Source organism: Paenibacillus sp. FSL L8-0333 (genome assembly GCF_037965665.1).
Taxonomy (GTDB): domain Bacteria; phylum Bacillota; class Bacilli; order Paenibacillales; family Paenibacillaceae; genus Paenibacillus_AQ; species Paenibacillus_AQ odorifer.
In genome coordinates this window covers 2,576,031-2,592,011 of record NZ_CP150186.1, presented here as the reverse complement: position 1 = coordinate 2,592,011, position 15,981 = coordinate 2,576,031, and the positions used below count along the sequence as shown (strand labels likewise).

22 protein-coding genes are annotated in these 15,981 nt (G+C 44.1%); 2 read left to right on the top strand and 20 right to left on the bottom strand.

Annotation, left to right across the window (positions count from 1 at the left end; all coding sequences use genetic code 11):
• Positions 1-90: 90 nt before the first annotated feature.
• The gene (locus NYE72_RS11325) at positions 91-900 is read left to right on the top strand and encodes a hypothetical protein (RefSeq protein WP_094902000.1); all 810 of its coding nucleotides are present in this window, start codon (positions 91-93) and stop codon (positions 898-900) included.
• A gap of 17 nt (positions 901-917) precedes the next feature.
• Here NYE72_RS11325 and NYE72_RS11320 read toward each other — a convergent pair whose 3' ends face one another.
• From NYE72_RS11320 to NYE72_RS11260, 13 genes are all read right to left on the bottom strand, one after another.
• The gene (locus NYE72_RS11320; protein WP_036689792.1) at positions 918-1,709 is read right to left on the bottom strand and encodes a lipid II flippase Amj family protein; all 792 of its coding nucleotides are present in this window, start codon (positions 1,707-1,709) and stop codon (positions 918-920) included.
• 24 nt (positions 1,710-1,733) lie between these two features.
• Positions 1,734-2,129: a DUF2809 domain-containing protein gene (locus NYE72_RS11315; RefSeq protein WP_036689831.1), complete on the bottom strand. Its 396-nt coding sequence runs from the start codon at positions 2,127-2,129 to the stop codon at positions 1,734-1,736.
• Positions 2,130-2,402: 273 nt separating this feature from the next.
• Entirely contained in the window at positions 2,403-2,990 is a 588-nt protein-coding gene (locus tag NYE72_RS11310; RefSeq protein ID WP_076317005.1) for a histidine phosphatase family protein, read from the bottom strand.
• A gap of 16 nt (positions 2,991-3,006) precedes the next feature.
• Positions 3,007-3,480, bottom strand: a complete 474-nt coding sequence (locus tag NYE72_RS11305) for an NUDIX domain-containing protein (RefSeq protein ID WP_038574363.1) — start codon at positions 3,478-3,480, stop codon at positions 3,007-3,009.
• 30 nt (positions 3,481-3,510) lie between these two features.
• A complete protein-coding gene (locus NYE72_RS11300; protein ID WP_036689788.1) occupies positions 3,511-3,960 on the bottom strand; it encodes a DUF4362 domain-containing protein in 450 nt (149 codons plus the stop codon).
• 168 nt (positions 3,961-4,128) lie between these two features.
• Positions 4,129-4,275, bottom strand: a complete 147-nt coding sequence (locus NYE72_RS11295; protein ID WP_155288116.1) for a hypothetical protein — start codon at positions 4,273-4,275, stop codon at positions 4,129-4,131.
• A gap of 49 nt (positions 4,276-4,324) precedes the next feature.
• A complete protein-coding gene (locus NYE72_RS11290; protein WP_036689786.1) occupies positions 4,325-4,801 on the bottom strand; it encodes a DUF523 domain-containing protein in 477 nt (158 codons plus the stop codon).
• A 146-nt stretch (positions 4,802-4,947) separates the two neighbouring features.
• Positions 4,948-5,514 (bottom strand): putative ABC transporter permease, encoded by a 567-nt coding sequence (locus tag NYE72_RS11285; RefSeq protein WP_036689784.1) that lies wholly within the window; start codon positions 5,512-5,514, stop codon positions 4,948-4,950.
• A 164-nt stretch (positions 5,515-5,678) separates the two neighbouring features.
• Positions 5,679-5,858, bottom strand: a complete 180-nt coding sequence (locus tag NYE72_RS11280) for a hypothetical protein (RefSeq protein WP_038570027.1) — start codon at positions 5,856-5,858, stop codon at positions 5,679-5,681.
• A 166-nt stretch (positions 5,859-6,024) separates the two neighbouring features.
• Positions 6,025-6,204 (bottom strand): hypothetical protein, encoded by a 180-nt coding sequence (locus NYE72_RS11275; protein WP_036689781.1) that lies wholly within the window; start codon positions 6,202-6,204, stop codon positions 6,025-6,027.
• A 94-nt stretch (positions 6,205-6,298) separates the two neighbouring features.
• Positions 6,299-6,985: an LrgB family protein gene (locus NYE72_RS11270; protein WP_036689780.1), complete on the bottom strand. Its 687-nt coding sequence runs from the start codon at positions 6,983-6,985 to the stop codon at positions 6,299-6,301.
• Positions 6,985-7,395, bottom strand: a complete 411-nt coding sequence (locus tag NYE72_RS11265) for a CidA/LrgA family holin-like protein (RefSeq protein WP_036689778.1) — start codon at positions 7,393-7,395, stop codon at positions 6,985-6,987. The genes NYE72_RS11270 and NYE72_RS11265 overlap by 1 nt, the downstream gene beginning before the upstream one ends.
• Positions 7,396-7,582: 187 nt before the next feature.
• A complete protein-coding gene (locus tag NYE72_RS11260) occupies positions 7,583-8,257 on the bottom strand; it encodes an NAD(P)H-dependent oxidoreductase (RefSeq protein WP_076105392.1) in 675 nt (224 codons plus the stop codon).
• Positions 8,258-8,407: 150 nt separating this feature from the next.
• Here NYE72_RS11260 and NYE72_RS11255 point away from each other — a divergent pair, with 150 nt between their 5' ends.
• Positions 8,408-8,800: a helix-turn-helix domain-containing protein gene (locus NYE72_RS11255; RefSeq protein ID WP_036689775.1), complete on the top strand. Its 393-nt coding sequence runs from the start codon at positions 8,408-8,410 to the stop codon at positions 8,798-8,800.
• Positions 8,801-8,816: 16 nt separating this feature from the next.
• Here the strand turns inward: NYE72_RS11255 and NYE72_RS11250 are convergent, their stop codons facing one another.
• The 7 genes from NYE72_RS11250 to NYE72_RS11220 form a co-directional block, all read right to left on the bottom strand.
• Entirely contained in the window at positions 8,817-9,194 is a 378-nt protein-coding gene (locus NYE72_RS11250; RefSeq protein ID WP_080742463.1) for a YkvA family protein, read from the bottom strand.
• Between the two features lie 110 nt (positions 9,195-9,304).
• Complete coding sequence (locus NYE72_RS11245) at positions 9,305-9,943, bottom strand: Vat family streptogramin A O-acetyltransferase (RefSeq protein ID WP_339211793.1); 639 nt, start codon at positions 9,941-9,943, stop codon at positions 9,305-9,307.
• A gap of 159 nt (positions 9,944-10,102) precedes the next feature.
• Positions 10,103-11,377, bottom strand: a complete 1,275-nt coding sequence (gene rhaA / locus NYE72_RS11240) for an L-rhamnose isomerase (RefSeq protein ID WP_038570023.1) — start codon at positions 11,375-11,377, stop codon at positions 10,103-10,105.
• Positions 11,378-11,463: 86 nt separating this feature from the next.
• A complete protein-coding gene (gene rhaB, locus NYE72_RS11235) occupies positions 11,464-12,954 on the bottom strand; it encodes a rhamnulokinase (protein WP_256717105.1) in 1,491 nt (496 codons plus the stop codon).
• Positions 12,955-12,980: 26 nt separating this feature from the next.
• Complete coding sequence (locus tag NYE72_RS11230; RefSeq protein ID WP_076224946.1) at positions 12,981-13,709, bottom strand: lactate utilization protein; 729 nt, start codon at positions 13,707-13,709, stop codon at positions 12,981-12,983.
• Positions 13,702-15,255: a LutB/LldF family L-lactate oxidation iron-sulfur protein gene (locus tag NYE72_RS11225; protein ID WP_076224947.1), complete on the bottom strand. Its 1,554-nt coding sequence runs from the start codon at positions 15,253-15,255 to the stop codon at positions 13,702-13,704. The genes NYE72_RS11230 and NYE72_RS11225 overlap by 8 nt, the downstream gene beginning before the upstream one ends.
• Positions 15,252-15,980 (bottom strand): (Fe-S)-binding protein, encoded by a 729-nt coding sequence (locus NYE72_RS11220; protein ID WP_036689769.1) that lies wholly within the window; start codon positions 15,978-15,980, stop codon positions 15,252-15,254. Before NYE72_RS11220 ends, NYE72_RS11225 begins: the two co-directional genes overlap by 4 nt.
• Position 15,981 lies beyond the last annotated feature (1 nt).

The following is a 15,981-nucleotide window of genomic DNA, read 5'->3' as shown; positions in this document are numbered from 1 at the left end:
GGGAGAAGCACCTCGCAAGACAGGCGTCAATGCCTATCTTGGAGGTGCTTTTTTGCGTATATTAACTAATTCATTAAGGAGCTGAGATGAATGTTTAAACCAAAAGGTACCGCCAGATGTAGAAAGAACATTTTCAGAATTAGGGATTTAAAATGGGTGGCTCAATTAGTGCTGGTAGCAGCTTTCCTAACCTGTAACCTTACACTTGTGTCTGCTGCTACTGGCTGGGATGCCGCGCTGGATGACATTAACAGTCTTCATGGTAATTATACCGCGCTTCAAGCCACCCTCAAGACAGATAACTCAGAAATTCAGAAGTTACGCAAGCAGAATAATGACACTCTGAAATCTATTCGTTCCGTCATACAGTCAACAGATCAAGCACTGTTAAGCCGCTTATCTTCAGAAGCAACCTCAGTTCAGAAGAAACACGCTCCCCTTCTGGAACAATACAGCACACTCGGTAAACAGTTTACCGCAGCCAAGAAAGCTAAAGACTTGAAAAAAGTCACATTGCTGGAACTGAAGCGTAATAAACTAAAGGCTGCTGTAACCCTGGCCCGAGCCGAAATTAAGACAAAGACAACCGCTTTGGCAGCCGCTCGCAAGCAAACCGCTGCTAAGCTTAAACCCGTCAAAGATGCGTTAGCACCCATCACTGCTTTAAAGAAACAAATAACTGCCGAAAGTAAGAATCTCACTGTCACGCAGAAAGTACGCGCGGATGCTGACAAACAATATAAAGCAGCTGTTAAGCAAGGTGATGCAGTTAGAGCCGCTACAGAATTGAAATCATCCTATGAGCAAATGAAACGAATTCATTCCATGCAGCAGAATATTTACAGCTGGGAGCAGAAGATCTCGCTAGCTCTAAGAGCAGCAGAATCTAAACTTCGCTAATGATTAGCCCCACTGGCTCAAATCAGCTTCACTAACATACTAATTAGCTGGGCTGCGGGCACAATCAGGAGCTGAGCAAATATAGTGCCTACAAATCGAGAACCCATCAATACCACATATATTTTTCCTAGCTGATCACGGTATTCTACATTTTCAGTAGCCTTATGGGTAATTAGACCAAGCTGTGGGTCGATAAATATGGTCAGCAGAATAGTCGCCATACCGTTAATCAGTCCGGAAGCTTGAGAAGCAGTCGTGCTATATTGAGGCATTAGATGAGCAGCATACAATGATGATATGACACCTACGGTGTAAAAGGCTGTAACAAAAACATTCATCACAATAAATCGTTTAGGAATCCCCAGGTATCTGAAGTTATATAGATTCACTTTTGGTTTTCTTATGTATTTTCTTGTGTTCTTTAGTTGCCCGATCGTTACACTGGTAAGCAGTTTTGGGATAGAACCCTCAATTTCAAGCTTAGAGATGATTCTCCCAAACAAGCCGACAAAGGTAGGAAAAACAGCAATGGCAATTAATGTTCCTAAGGAAGAAGCCAATAATATAATTCTCAAGTAATTTAGAAGCGGAAAATCAGAATGTATTTTGGCATAATCTACGAATTTAGCCGTCAGTGGAGCTTGGATCATATTTGCAGTTCTTGAGACGAGAACAATAATGCCTGTGAGAGATAAAGCAATGGCTATCTTGTTCAGCTTCACTCCGGCATATCGTACCGAATACGATAAGGTTTCTGCCGTGTGAATAATCATCGTAAGCAAGCATACCACAATCAAACTATTTACCATTTAAAGGTTCCTCTCCAATAAACACTATTTATCATTTCGGTGCACCTTTTGGTGAAAGTATTGATCCAATCCATAACAAAGGGTAATGCCAACCAAATATCTAACGAGGTCGATCCATAGGAATCCTTTTCCGAGAATTAGACCACCCAATACTGTAGATCGGATGCTGTTGATCCACTCCGCTTGATACAGCTGGCTAAATTCTATGCCGAAGCTAAACACCAAACTCCATACAAAGGCGAGCCTTAGCTTTTGATTTACCAGTAGGACCCGAAACATAAAATAAACCATACTGCCCCAAAGCGCATCTCCGAAATGTCTAGATACAAACAAAGGCAGCTGATTCGTGAATACTCTAGAGCTTAACCCCAATACAATAACAACGAGGCAGATACAAGTATAAAAAAGTCTTTCTTTCAAATCATTGATCCTCATTTCCAACCTCTATCCAGCGTCTGACTTAAAAGTGATGCTTGCGATAATACTAATCATTGCGATATAAAACGGATAAATAATCATGGCTCCTATTATGATCAGTCCTGTTACCGGTGCAGGTTTATCTGCAGGTTCTGTGATTGGGTACCAACAAGCCTGAAATTCTGCTGATTCGATAAATATTCAATGGCAGCTCTATTACAACAAATAACATAAAGGCATAAAGTACGCTTAGTGCATTCAGCTTTATAAAATATTTCATCTGTTCAGCACTTCGGAGTCCCACAGCCGCTCCACATGGGTAAGCTCCAATTCTTCAAATTCCAGCTTATAAATATCCGGCTTGGACGTCTGTTCAAAGAACTCATATCCATACTTCTTATCGAAGTAATTCAGGATAATGGTCATGATATTCCCGTGCGTACCTAAAGCGATTTTGCCGCCTTTATGCTGTTTAATTAATTGCTTGATAACAGGAATTGCACGCTCTTGTGCTTCCTGAGTACTCTCTCCATCCGGCATTTTATAATGCTTGTCGCTAAATGATGTCCGAATGCCCTGCAGAAAGTCATCTTCACTAATTTCAATCTCGACACTTCCGATTGCTCGTTCTCTGAGTTCTTCATACAGTTCAATCTCTTGGTTCGAAGCTTCTGCCAAATACTTGATCGTCTCTACGGCTCGTCTATATGGACTGGAGACAAAATGTGTAATTTTCTCCTCCGCCAAAAGCTCTTTGATTCTATAAGCGTCTGCGTGCCCTTTTTCGGATAATCCCCGTTCCCGCTCATTCCCTAATACAAAAGGTGACACTGCATGTCTAACCATATAAATGTAGGTCTTCATGAGGCACTCCTCTCAGTCACTCAAATATCGTTGCAGTCTTCTCTCGGTCTTTTATAAAAATCTCTCTAGGATATAGAATTGCAATCTCTGGCAGCTCGTTCTCTTTGAAAAATTTAAATTCTTCGATCTCCCCATCTATAGCTCTAAGCGTTCCTCTGATGATAGAGCACTCAAATACAATAACCGTATATTCTACCTGATCGCCATTACTATATTCGTATCTATATTTCGCTCCACCAAAAACACCTAAAATAGACATAGGATGAACCATCAACCCTGTCTCTTCATATACCTCTCTGCGTAAGGTTCTTCCAGGACGCTCCCCTGGCTCAATCGCTCCCGCAGGCAATCCCCACAAAGATTCTCCTGGCTTGCGGATGAACAGAATCTCATCCTCTTTATTTCTTATTACTGCAGCTACGGAAGGCATCATTAATAATTCTGAGCCCACTTTCCCACGAATTCCTTGATAGTACTCAGACATCGGCATATTGTTCATCCATCCTCTCCGTAAATGGGTTTATAATCTTTCTTTTAAAAAGCTGATCACATTTATTTTCTCACCGTCTGGCTGAACATTACATTGGGATAACTCGACATTAAACCGCTCACCTGTCTCTATTAGTTCAATCGCCTTGCATACATATTCGATCTTCCCAGGACTATTACTCCATGCATCTCTTGTATCATCCTTTACCCAATGAAGCTCTTTACCATTAGAATAGAAATCATGAATTAACCGTCCACTATCCGTGGTTGGCTCAATCAACATCAGGTTATCCCCTTTACCTTCACTAAACCTTTGAACCGTTTCTTTTATCCTGTTTAAATCTTTTTGATCAAAATGTATTAAAATATCATCATGTTTAGACTCATCTGAGCCTGGCTTACCTAGATCGGCCGCCAAAACGCCTACAAGCACAGCAATCATAAACAACTGAACAATGATTATCCATGTTCTAAATTTCATAGTTCCCCCTAATTTTTTTCCTTGGACTTCCCAAAAACCCACTATATGTATATTAGACATCACTATGAAGTAATCCTTTAGATTTCACAATATGCATAGCCAGGGACAAAAAAAGCTTCCGAACTCAAAAAATCCTGAGCTCCGGAAGCAGTTACAATGAGGTGAGACTTAGTGTTTACCTTTTGTGCCAGCAAGCTGTACGATCATAATGACAAGAACGAGCAAAGCAATGAGCTGATCAATACTCATCTGCGTCCGCCTCCTATCCCAAATGAAGGATGGCTCATCGGACGGCATTTCCTCTCCCAAGGACACTGCTTCGTTCCCCTTATACACACTATGTATCCTGCAACCTATTTATTACTTAAAGAATAACCTGCCCGTCCATACGTGCGAGTTCCTGCTCGACTTCATCCAGCTGATCTTCGCCAAATACTTTAAACCCATTTTTCCTCAACAGCTCCGTAGTGGTGCCCTCTCCCGGTGCTTTCGTATCTTTAAAGGTTCCATCATAAATATACAGGCTTCCGCATGAAGGACTGTCTTGTTTTAAAATAGCTAATGCAACCTGATGCTCCCTAGCCAGCTTTAGTGTGGCTTGAGCCCCCTTCATAAATGGCTCGGTAACATCCGTGCCCGCCCCCGTCACTACCCGATCTCCTTGCCGCTGTGCGTCAGGACGAGGGGTTGGCAAACCGCCCACTACCTCTGGACAAATATGGACAAAACGCCCTTCCTCATACCACTTTAGGAATCGGGCATCGAGACACGGAACATCGCCATTATCATAACGTACTTTATGCCCTAACAGACATGCGCTCACTAGAATCTTCCCTGTCATCGTTATCGCCACCAGTCCGTCTAGTATTTAATATATTGCTATATTATTTATGACTAGAAACGGATATGCAATATCGAAATGCCTGTTCACGAAATGTTTGTGCTTGATACACAAAAGAAGACTCATTGTATACATATAGGAAACCATTATTTCTGATATTGAGGGGTTTTCTCCATCCGATATCGGCTCCAGCAGGTCCATAATAAATCCGCCATAAAGTAGAACCCCACGATCGGAAGCACGAATTTCCAAATAGGCTGAACACCCGAATATAAAAGCTCCATAAGCGGCTGAATTACATACACACTAGCTACTGAAAGCCCCCACCAATATAGAGAAAAACGCAGGCAAATATGCCCTTGCAGTTGATAAGACATTCCTGAGTAATCCCACCATTGCTTATGGAATACCGTTTTTAACAGCCAACCGCTTATAAATTCAACAGCAGAAGGAATGATTAGCGCAAGAAATAGGAAAAGCGGAAGTGGCAGCGTCAAATCTCTAGCAATCAATAGCAATAGTGGAGCAAAGCCATACATCGGCTTAAATGGACCTTTTAGAAATCCTTCTTTGCGAAAGCTCCCATTACTGTATAGATTATAGGTCCCTTCCAATACCCAGCCTAAAAAGGAATAGACCATAAAATAAAAAAAGTATTGGCCCACCACAGTAACTGCTATATCTCCACTTAACGAAAATATAGGAATAATCATGACCTAATCCCGCCTCTCGTTGTTATTATTTTCTTAGTTGCCCATCCGGCCCTATTATGTCTTGATCGTTCAGGAAATATACGCACAAAAAAGACATAACCCAAAAGGTTATGCCTTCATTCCAGAATTCCAGGAGTAAAAGTCTCCCACTCGTTACTTTCTAATTATTTATGCTCTTCTTCATGAGGTGTCGTCAGCAACTGATCGTCGTTTTGTTTCTTCAGTGCATCCATCTTAAGCTCACTGCGTACGCCAAAGTTTGAACCGTACTTTTTCTCAAAGTTTCCTGCGAGAGCCTCACCACGTTTTTGCCGGTAACGGCTGTTCTCATTTCGACTACGCATTCCATTTCCTCCCCATTGGCAAAGATCTGTGAAATTTGCGAAAAGCTAAGACGAACTTGGAGAAAACACTCTGATGAGGTTGTACTTTTATTTATTATACAATACTTACTACAATCATCAACAAAAACAGACTGTCCCCTAAAGGACAGCCTGTCTTCCGAATCATTTACTCCAAATTATCGGGAAGCGGATCTGGGTGTGAGGATTCAGCAGGTTTGGCTACCCACTCATCTGCCTCTGGCTCGATGTCTACACCGTTCTCCATCTTCTTAATTTCAGCTAATGAATCGCCTTCTTTATTTTCCTTGTTGCGGATTTCCGCTTCATCTTGTGTGTGATCGGACATGTGAAATCCTCCTCAGGTGCTTTGCTTTTTTTGTTCCTTAGTTATAGTTACCCGATGGAGTGTTTTGCAAACATAGTCCAATTAAAAGAATAATTTAAGGGTACATCATCCACGCTACAAGTGGGCCGATACAAGAACCAACTATCGCGCATACAGTCATCGCAACCGAGCTCATCGAAACGGATTGTTCACCATATTCCAAGGCCTTTGCTGTTCCTAGAGCATGAGAAGCAGTTCCGAGACCAATTCCGATTCCAACCTCACTACGAATTCTAAACAGCTTGATGATAAAAGGTCCGCCAATCGCACCAGTAAATCCAGCAATCATAACAAATACGGAAGTTAAAGAAGAGTCCCCACCTAAGCTGTTCGAGATCTGTATCGCTACAGGTGTAGTGATCGATTTAGGTAATAAAGATAAAACATATAATTTAGAGAATCCTAGACCTGCCGCCAAAAGCAGTCCACTAAACATCCCTATAAGCAGTCCCACAATCGCTCCGCCCAGAATCGCCGGGAGATTCTCAATCAACACATTACGTTGTTTATATAATGGGTAGGCTAACGAGACTACAGCAGGACCGAGCAGCTGATTAATCCATTGGCCGCCTATCATATATGTATCATACGGAATATGAAAATATAGCAGTAAAGTTACAACAATCACTGTTGCTGTAAGCGCGGGAATAAGTACAGGAATACGAAATCGTCTATATACTACTGACATCATCAAATAAATAGCTACGTTAAGCAGTACAATACCTGTTGCGATAAAAAACATTATATTTCCTTCCCCTTTTCGCTTAGTCTCTTGCCGCTCCAACCCGCTTTCAGCTTGTTGTTTACACTAGTAAGCCATTGGCTAGAATGTGCAGCTGCGGCAATCGTGAGAACACTGCTAACGATAAGGATTAGGATTAATAGTAAACCTCTACCACTAAAGATATCCATATGATTCACGATCCCAGCTGTCGCTGGAATAAAAAATAACGGAAGATAAGCTAATATCGTTGTTGCACCCTCTTCAATCCACTTCACAGGCACGACCCTGAATAGCAATAGAACAAAAAGTAACAGTAATCCTACGATACTCCCGGACACGGGGAGATGCAGTTGCTTTTGCAGATAGTCCCCAGCCAAGTAGAACAAATATAGCAGGAACACTTGGATAATAATGCGAATGATTTTCATGATGCAGGATCCCTTCATTATTAAGTTAAAGCGATAGCGCTAATATTGAGTCACCTTCATAAGGGTATCAGAGTTTTCATGAAACTTTCAATTACTTTTTGAATCTTATAAGAAATATCGCAAAAAAACCTGCAAAATCCCCAGAATACAGAGACTTTACAGGCTCAAAGATTAAGATTCAATTTCGTTAAACCCACTGAATTACTTGCTCTGCACCTTGACGCGTCTTACCACGTGGTTCATTCAGGCGATATCCGAAAGCTGCCATACAAGAGATTCCAAAATGCTCAGCGTCCATAATACCTTCTTCTGCCAATATCTGCTCAACCTTTACTTTATCGAAACCTTCTATTGGGCAGGAGTCGATCCCAATTAACGCAGCTGATGTCAGCATATTCCCAAGTGCCAGATAAGTCTGCCGGCAGCTCCATTCGAACATCGCCCGCTCATTCGCCATCAGTCCGAAATCAACCTTCAAGAACTTATCAAAAACTTTACGTTTTCCTTCCATTACTTGCGGAGGCAACTCCTGCACATTCTCCATGATCCCTTTAATATAATCGGAGTCAGCAGCCATATCTTTAGGAAGACGTGAGAGAATAAGCACAAAATGGCTTGCGGTTGCCAATTGCTTTTGTGCTCCCCAGGCATTAGGACGTAATTTCTCACGTACTTCCGGACTTTGCACTACCACAAAACGCCAAGGCTCGAATCCAAATGAACTTGGTGACAATCGTCCAGTTTCCAATATAAATTGAAAGTCCGATTCACTAATTTTTTTATGGCTATCGAATTCTTTAGTTGCATGTCTGAACTGATATGCAGACAGGATTTCATTCTTGTTTAACGATAAAGTATCCATGAGTAACACTCCCTTTACTTGATTAGAATCGACGGGCATTTGACTGTTTGCCGATCACATGCTTAATATTAGTGTATATATCACTTCTTTAAAAGTACGCACAATAATGTTATGTAGTATACAAAATGATACCATGGGAGTTGAACAGCTATGCGTGACCGAAAAGGTGGCTTCGGAAATTTCCCGGAAAGCAATAAAGAAGCTTGCCCTGTAGAATTCACACTGGACGTTATAGGAGGCAAATGGAAAGGAATTCTCATCTATCACTTGATTGATGGCACGAAACGTTTTAACGAATTCCGCCGGATCTGCCCGGGAATTACCCAACGTATGCTGACCCTGCAACTAAGAGAGTTGGAAGAGGATGGGGTTGTACACCGTGAGGTCTACCATCAGGTTCCCCCAAAAGTCGAATACTCTTTAACTGAATTCGGCAAGACACTGATTCCTATTATTAAACTCATGAAAGATTGGGGCGAGGTGTACAAAACAAAACAGCTTTCCGCAGAAAGCTGTCCTGAAAGTACAGATATAACGGTGTAGCTTAATGCTGCACCTTTTATTTTTCCCCATTAAAAAACGCTTCCGCCTTTTCCTTATGTTCGTTGGTTACCTGACCGGATATCGCTTTAATGCCTGCTGCGATAATCGCTGCATCATCTGTAAATCCAAGGCCTAGAATCGCATCGGGTATAGCATCTATAGGAGAAATAAAATAAGCCAATGCACCGAAAGCAATTCCTTTCGCCCATAAAGGTGTCTTAGCGTCGACGGCACAATAATACATCGCGATAGCATCTTTAGTAAATGGAATTTTGCCTGCAAACTTTTTAGTTTTCGTCCAAAAATTTTGCGTTACCATTTCCTCATTTTCTTTGCTATATGGAAATTCCTCTGCAGTGAGCTCCATGCTATTCTTGACCTTATCTTTCTTCATTGCCGGTTCCCTCCGAAAGGTTCATATGACGTACATACCTAAAGTATTCCCTCAATTGAGGTTTATATCTTTAAGATAAACTAAAGTCCGTATCCTGAACCTACTTACGATTAATCGATCGCTTTGATTTTCGTTAAATCGCTGCTGCATAACACTTCAAGATTATTAAAGATTCGCTCTGCATCCCAATCCCACCACTTCAGCGCTTCAAGATATTCGATCATTTCATCATCAAAACGTTGTCTAATCACTTTGCAGGGATTTCCTCCAGCTACACTATACGCCGGGATATCCTTTACAACTGTAGAATTGGCTGCGATAACTGCTCCGTTTCCAATATGCACACCTGGCATAATCGTAACATTTTGTCCAATCCAAACATCGTTTCCGATGACTGTATCACCTTTTAGCGGCAGATCTTTTAAATCCGGGACCGCCTGTTCCCAGCCATGTGCCATGATATTAAACGGATAGGTCGAAACCGAATTCATCCGGTGGTTGGCACCATTCATGACAAATTCAATGCCTTTGGCAATCGCGCAGAATTTTCCAATAATAAGCTTGTCGCCAATAAAATCATAATGATGAGTCACACGTTCCTCAAACTTCTCTGCACCGTTTATATCATCATAATAGGTATAATCGCCAACAATGATATTGTCTCTTGTAATCGCATTTTTTATATAGCAGATACTTTTAATTTGATCATTGGGATAGAGCGTATTCGGGTTCGGTCCATATTGTTTCATAGTTTACGCCTCGCTCTCTTTTGGATAAAACATAGCAGAGATCAGAGCTGAATTCAAATAATGTACGATTTATAAACAAAAAAAGCGGCCACCTGCTGGTAACCGCCTATCTATTATCTACTTATATTGTCAAAGCTCGTTCTGCTTCTACTTCTACCTCTATCTTTTCGATAAAACCTCTGCCTCATACTGTTTTACTTCATTTAGCCAGCTTTCCCGGACCGGTACGCCATTCTTCGCACAATAATAATCCCAAATGGCTCCAAACGGATACGATTTAAATTCCTCGACCAAGGCAAGTCTTGAAGTGTAATCTCCATCCAGCTCAATTTGCTTCAATTGCTCGATTGGCTCCAGCATGGCACGAAGCAAAGCTTTTAATGTATTTCGTGTTCCGATCACCCAAGCAGCAACATGATTGATGCTTCCGTCAAAAAAATCTAATCCAATATGCGTTCTGTCCAGAAACTGGCCACGAACCAGTTCACGGGCAATCTCGAGCAGCTCATCGTCCATAGTTACCACATGATCACTATCCCAGCGTACTGGACGGCTAACATGCAGCAGCAATTGATCCCCAAACAGCAGCCAGGAAGACAGCTTATTCGAAATCGTCTCAGTTGGATGGAAATGCCCAGCATCGAAGCACACCGCCTTGCCCCGGCTTAGCGCATAACCCATATAGAATTCATGTGAGCCAACCACGTAACTTTCCGAACCAATACCAAACAGCTTACTTTCTACAGCATCAATGTTATATTGCTGATCGATTTCCTCGCTGAAGATTTCATCGAGTGACTGCTGAAGCCGTACCCTTGGTGACAAACGGTCGATCGGCGTATCTTTATAACCATCTGGAACCCAAAAATTAGTCACACAAGGCTGACCTAATGCCTGGCCAAAGGACTCGGCGATTCGACGTGAGGCCTTGCAATGAGCGATCCAGAAGTTGCGGATTTCAGGATCTGGGTGGCTCAGTGTGAAGCCATCGTTTGCTTTTTCATGAGAAAAACAGGTAGGATTGAAATCCAATCCGAGTCCCCGCTCTTTGGCCCAGCTCACCCATCGCTCAAAATGCTTAGGCTCTAAAGCATCGAGATCTACAGTCTCTTCTGTATCCGCATAAATAGCATGTAAATTTATTTTATGTTGGCCTGGGATGAGTGCAAGGGCCTGTTCCAAATCACGGCGCAGCTCCTCCGGATTCCCGGCCCTCCCCGGGTAACTTCCAGTGACTGCGATCCCGCCGCTCAGTTCTTTTTCCTTATTCAAAAATCCCTTCACATCATCACCTTGCCAACAATGCAAAGAAATCTTAATTTCCGCTAGCTGCTGCAACACCTTATCTACGTCGATCCCATGCTGTGCGTAAAGCTTTTTCGCTTCATTGTAGCTGTTCTGAATGCTCTGTAAGCTCTCTTTACTCTGCTCCATGATTGAGCCTCCTGATTTTTAGCTTAGTGTGTTTTAGGTGAGGCACTTTTGCCTCTCTTTGGCTCGCGTGCCTCTTAACTTAGCTACTAATTAACGGCCTGCAGCCGGGCGAACTGTGCCAAAGCCGCCTTTTTGGTCGTGGGGTCCATCCCCTTCGGTATATAAGATGTAACTTGGAATGAACGACTTATAATTTCTCTCGCCTCTTGAAGATCATTTACAGCACCCGTGCTGATCATCTGCACCACTAGATTGCCTAAAGCCGTAGATTCCGTTGGTCCGGCGTGAATTTCCATCTCCAGCAGATCTGCCGTAATCTGGCACAACAGACCGTTATTCGCACCTCCGCCAACGATATGCAGCCTCTCTAAGTTGTCACCCGTCAATTGCTGGAGATCCTGAATGTAGAAATAATAAGATAAAGCAAGACTATCAAATACACATCGAGCCATTTCCCCAGGCGTTTGAGGAACCAACTGTCCTGCTTCCACACAATAGCTGCGGATCTCGTCAATCATGCTCTGTGGATTCATGAATCGTTCATCATTGCAATAAATGATTGATCTAAAAGGGATTTCTTGTGCTGCCAGCTCTACCAGCTCGCCGAAGCTGTATTGTCCGCCGTACTCCTCACGAACCTTTTGAATCAACCACATGCCCATAATATTCTTAAGAAACCGGAATGAGCCGTAGGCTCCCCATTCATTCGTATAGTTGCGTAACATTGCCTCTGGACTTGTGATGGCTGAACCCCGTTCCACCCCGATGAGTGACCAAGTACCACTACTGAGAAATCCCCAGTTCTCGCTGTTTGCCGGAACCCCTAATACAGCTGATGCTGTATCATGAGAGGCTACTGCTATGAACTCGCAATCTGGAAGATCACAGCGAGCCGCCAAGTCCTCCGTCAACCTCCCAACGGGTTCCCCAGGTTCTGTTAAGGGAGGGAATTGCTCTTTTGAAAGACCAAGCACCGACAGAAGATCCTCATCGTAATCACGAGTGTGAAGATTCAGCATCCCAGAGGTGGAACCTATCGTCACTTCACTAATCTTGCGACCCGTAAGCCGATAATAAAGATAATCAGGGACCAGCAGGATGGAATGTGCTGCTTCCAGCTCCGCCTGATCATGCACAAACAGCTGATACAACGTATTAATCGGGAGATATTGTATCCCCACTTTTTCGTAAACGCTTTCAGTTGAGATATTGCGATGCAGCCTCTCTATCGCTCCATCCGTTCGGGAGTCACGATAAGAAAAAACCTCATGGATCCGCGCTCCCTCCTGATCGAGAAGTACATAATCGACACCCCAAGTATCGATGCCCACGGTGCAGCGCTCGATCCCTCTAGCCTTGGCCTGCTGTAAGCCCTTGACGATTTCAGCAACTAAATAATCTATATTCCAATATAGATTACCATTTTGTTCAGCGAATCCATTACTGAAGCGATGAATTTCTTCTATAGACAGGGTTCCTCCCGGCTGCTGCAAGGTTCCACAGACCACTCTCCCACTAGAGGCTCCGATATCAACAGCAATATGATTCTGAATTTGATTATGAGCTTGTGTATTCATCCCTATACAACACTCCTTATCTCCTATCAGCCTACTAGCAAAGCGAATACGATTCCTGGACCATGCACGCCTATCGTCAGATCATTCTCAATATCCGCTGAACGGCTAGGTCCGGAGATAAAATGAATGCCCGCCGGCAGCCCCGATGGCCCAGCTTCATCAAAATCAATAAGCACCTCACCGAGACGAGTCTTCAGCCGCTCCAATGGAACGATGGCAATTAATGCGGTAGGCAATAAGCTGACTGAACGGCCTTTATTCTCAGAGGACAGCACAGAAATGGAGCCTGTATAAGCAACTGCATAATCCGCAATCACAATTCCAATATCAGCCTCTGCCGCCCTAGCTTTCCATGTCTCCTGATCATCTGTATTCCAGACAGAGACCCGTGTATCTGTGAGTTCCTCCTCTAGTCGAAGTACTGCTAGCTCGGTGACATTTTGCCGGAGAATATACCGTGCGAGCATCTCATTGACTTTGCTGACGATGAAAGCCTTGGCTTCATCCATATCCTTCATACGAAATACATGACCACCTGCGCTTTGAAAATTCGCCGTAAATTGTTCAATCCTTTCCTCCGGACTCCACTGGAATTGCTGCCAGTACTGCGGTGCGCCGCGAAAAGGATGTGCAGGAGCTTCAGTAATTCTCGGCCGCTTCAGGCGGCGAGCGATATCATTCATGAATGCCTGCTGCTGTTCACGTGAATCCTGCTCCATACGTTCCAACCAGTTACTGTGCGTCTCTTCAGTCATGCCCGGCCCCTCCTTCCAGCTCTTCCCGCTTCCGCTTCGCTAGTAAATCTTCCATTCGCTTCTGTATCACAGGGTCCATTTCGCGACTGTTCTTATCTAGCTCCTGTTGCAGCCCCTTCCAGCTCTCACGGAAGGATTGATCTGCCAGCTTCGGGGCGATCCGATAATTGTTCCAACCTTTCAGCGGGCCCAGTTTCGACGGAATTCCTCCGTCTCGTACGAGCAGCTTTTGCCCGATTCTACCTACCTTCATCACATTACTAAATCGCTGTGACTTCGCCATGATCGCCCCAAAACCCTTCATGCCGAGACCTTCTGCCTTATCCCCATAACCACGTTCTACCTTACGCCGCCGTAAATAGATGAGCATATCATGCAGAGGGATTTTGACCGGACAGGCTTCATAACATGCTCCGCACAGGCTAGAGGCTGAGGCGATGTCATCCCATTGATCTACATTTTTATTCAACGCCGGAGTCAACACCGCTCCTATAGGTCCGCTATACGTTCCTCCATATGCATGACCGCCAATATGACGGTAGACAGGACAAGCATTCAGACAAGCTCCACAGCGGATGCAGTTCAGCAGCTCCTGAAACTCAGGATCGCCTAGCTGCTCAGATCGACCATTATCAAGAATAATAATATGTTGCTCTTCCGGCCCATCACCGTCATTATCCCTGCGGGGACCAGAAATACCCGACATATATACCGTTAACTTCTGCCCTGTTGCCGAACGAGGCAATAATGTAGCCATCACTTCAAGATCACTCCACGAAGGAATAATCCGCTCCATCCCCATCAGGGTAATTTGCGTTTTCGGTAAAGTGGTGACCATACGAGCGTTACCTTCATTCTCGAACAGCACCATCGAACCCGTCTCTGCAATAGCAAAGTTACAGCCAGTCATTCCGATATCCGCATCAAGGAACTTCTCTCTCAGCTTACGCCTTACAAATCCAGCAAGGATAGTAGTTTCGGGCAAAAGCTCCTCTCCTGCCTCTTTGGACAACAGCTCGGCAATCTGGTAGCGGTTCTTATGAATCGCCGGAATAATGATATGTGACGGGGTTTCCCCGGCAAGCTGGATAATATACTCCCCCAGATCCGTCTCTATGGTCTCCACACCAATGGATTCCAGCGCCTTATTTAAATGCAGCTCCTCTGTAACCATTGATTTGGATTTGACCACAGAAGCTGCCTGTTTTCGCTGCGCGATTTCAAGGGCAATCTTCACAGCCTCTTCACCCGTTGCTGCAAAATGAATATGTGTGCCGTTTACTCTTGCCTTGTCTGCAAAAAGGTTCAGATAGTAATCAAGATGGGCGATCGTGTGTAGACGGATTTGCCGCCCACGTTCACGCCACTCTTCCCAGTGGCCATGATCGTTAGCCGCTTTTTGTTTTCCATCACGCAGTCTCTCCGTGGTAAAACGAACAGCCTTGCGTAAAAAGTCATTATTCAGCGCCAAGTCTGCACGTTCTTTTACTGTAGCTGGCTTTCTATTCTCTGAACCCGCCTTGGGATTGGTGGTAGCTTGGCTCATTTATCAGTCACCCCCTCATACAGCAGTTCTGCTAAATGCATAACTCGAACGGGTTCGCGGCGGTAACGCAGATTCCCGGCAATATTCATCAGACAACCCATATCCAGACCCGTTAGGATTTCTGCTTCCGTCTCCAGCACATGATCTGATTTCTCAGTGACCATTGCCCCGGAGATATCAGACATTTTCACGGCAAAGGTTCCACCAAACCCACAGCAGTCCTCAGCAAAAGGCAGTGGCACCAGCTCCATCGCCTTCACATTTTGCATAAGCTGCATAGGTTCGTCGCGAATCCCTAGAATCCTTGTGCCATGACAGGAAGGATGATAGGTAACCTTATGCGGAAAGACTGCTCCTAGATCAGTTACGCCAAGTACCTGCACCATAAACTGGCTAAATTCATAGGATTTGCGTTGCAAATTCTGCGCCTTGACCAGATTAACCGGATCATCCTGAAACAGCTTAGGGTAATGATGAAGCATCCCCGTACAGGATCCGGAAGGTGCAATGACAAAATCACTGTCATCAAAAGCCTGTAGAATCGTAAGTGCAGCTTGCCGCGCTTCATTCCAATATCCACTGTTGTACGCAGGCTGTCCGCAGCAAGTCTGCACCTCCGGGAACTCCAGCTGTACGCCATACCTGGCTAGCAGACGAGCCATGGCTTCCCCGACCTTCGGGAACACGGCATCGCTGACGCAAGTTATAAACATCGATACCTTCATG

Bases quoted from the DNA above. Each gene is read 5' to 3' on its own strand.
- NYE72_RS11260 (WP_076105392.1), bottom strand. From the start codon at position 8,257: ATGGATACTTTATCGTTAAACAAGAATGAAATCCTGTCTGCATATCAG.
- NYE72_RS11220 (WP_036689769.1), bottom strand. From the start codon at position 15,980: ATGAAGGTATCGATGTTTATAACTTGCGTCAGCGATGCCGTGTTCCCG.
- NYE72_RS11310 (WP_076317005.1), bottom strand. From the start codon at position 2,990: ATGAAGACCTACATTTATATGGTTAGACATGCAGTGTCACCTTTTGTA.
- NYE72_RS11300 (WP_036689788.1), bottom strand. From the start codon at position 3,960: ATGAAATTTAGAACATGGATAATCATTGTTCAGTTGTTTATGATTGCT.
- NYE72_RS11320 (WP_036689792.1), bottom strand. From the start codon at position 1,709: ATGGTAAATAGTTTGATTGTGGTATGCTTGCTTACGATGATTATTCAC.
- rhaB (WP_256717105.1), bottom strand. From the start codon at position 12,954: ATGAATACACAAGCTCATAATCAAATTCAGAATCATATTGCTGTTGAT.
- NYE72_RS11325 (WP_094902000.1), top strand. From the start codon at position 91: ATGTTTAAACCAAAAGGTACCGCCAGATGTAGAAAGAACATTTTCAGA.
- NYE72_RS11250 (WP_080742463.1), bottom strand. From the start codon at position 9,194: ATGAAGAAAGATAAGGTCAAGAATAGCATGGAGCTCACTGCAGAGGAA.
- NYE72_RS11270 (WP_036689780.1), bottom strand. From the start codon at position 6,985: ATGTTTTTTATCGCAACAGGTATTGTACTGCTTAACGTAGCTATTTAT.
- NYE72_RS11290 (WP_036689786.1), bottom strand. From the start codon at position 4,801: ATGACAGGGAAGATTCTAGTGAGCGCATGTCTGTTAGGGCATAAAGTA.
- NYE72_RS11275 (WP_036689781.1), bottom strand. From the start codon at position 6,204: ATGTCCGATCACACACAAGATGAAGCGGAAATCCGCAACAAGGAAAAT.
- NYE72_RS11225 (WP_076224947.1), bottom strand. From the start codon at position 15,255: ATGAGCCAAGCTACCACCAATCCCAAGGCGGGTTCAGAGAATAGAAAG.
- NYE72_RS11230 (WP_076224946.1), bottom strand. From the start codon at position 13,709: ATGACTGAAGAGACGCACAGTAACTGGTTGGAACGTATGGAGCAGGAT.
- NYE72_RS11265 (WP_036689778.1), bottom strand. From the start codon at position 7,395: ATGAAAATCATTCGCATTATTATCCAAGTGTTCCTGCTATATTTGTTC.
- NYE72_RS11255 (WP_036689775.1), top strand. From the start codon at position 8,408: ATGCGTGACCGAAAAGGTGGCTTCGGAAATTTCCCGGAAAGCAATAAA.
- NYE72_RS11280 (WP_038570027.1), bottom strand. From the start codon at position 5,858: ATGCGTAGTCGAAATGAGAACAGCCGTTACCGGCAAAAACGTGGTGAG.
- NYE72_RS11285 (WP_036689784.1), bottom strand. From the start codon at position 5,514: ATGATTATTCCTATATTTTCGTTAAGTGGAGATATAGCAGTTACTGTG.
- rhaA (WP_038570023.1), bottom strand. From the start codon at position 11,377: ATGGAGCAGAGTAAAGAGAGCTTACAGAGCATTCAGAACAGCTACAAT.
- NYE72_RS11305 (WP_038574363.1), bottom strand. From the start codon at position 3,480: ATGCCGATGTCTGAGTACTATCAAGGAATTCGTGGGAAAGTGGGCTCA.
- NYE72_RS11245 (WP_339211793.1), bottom strand. From the start codon at position 9,943: ATGAAACAATATGGACCGAACCCGAATACGCTCTATCCCAATGATCAA.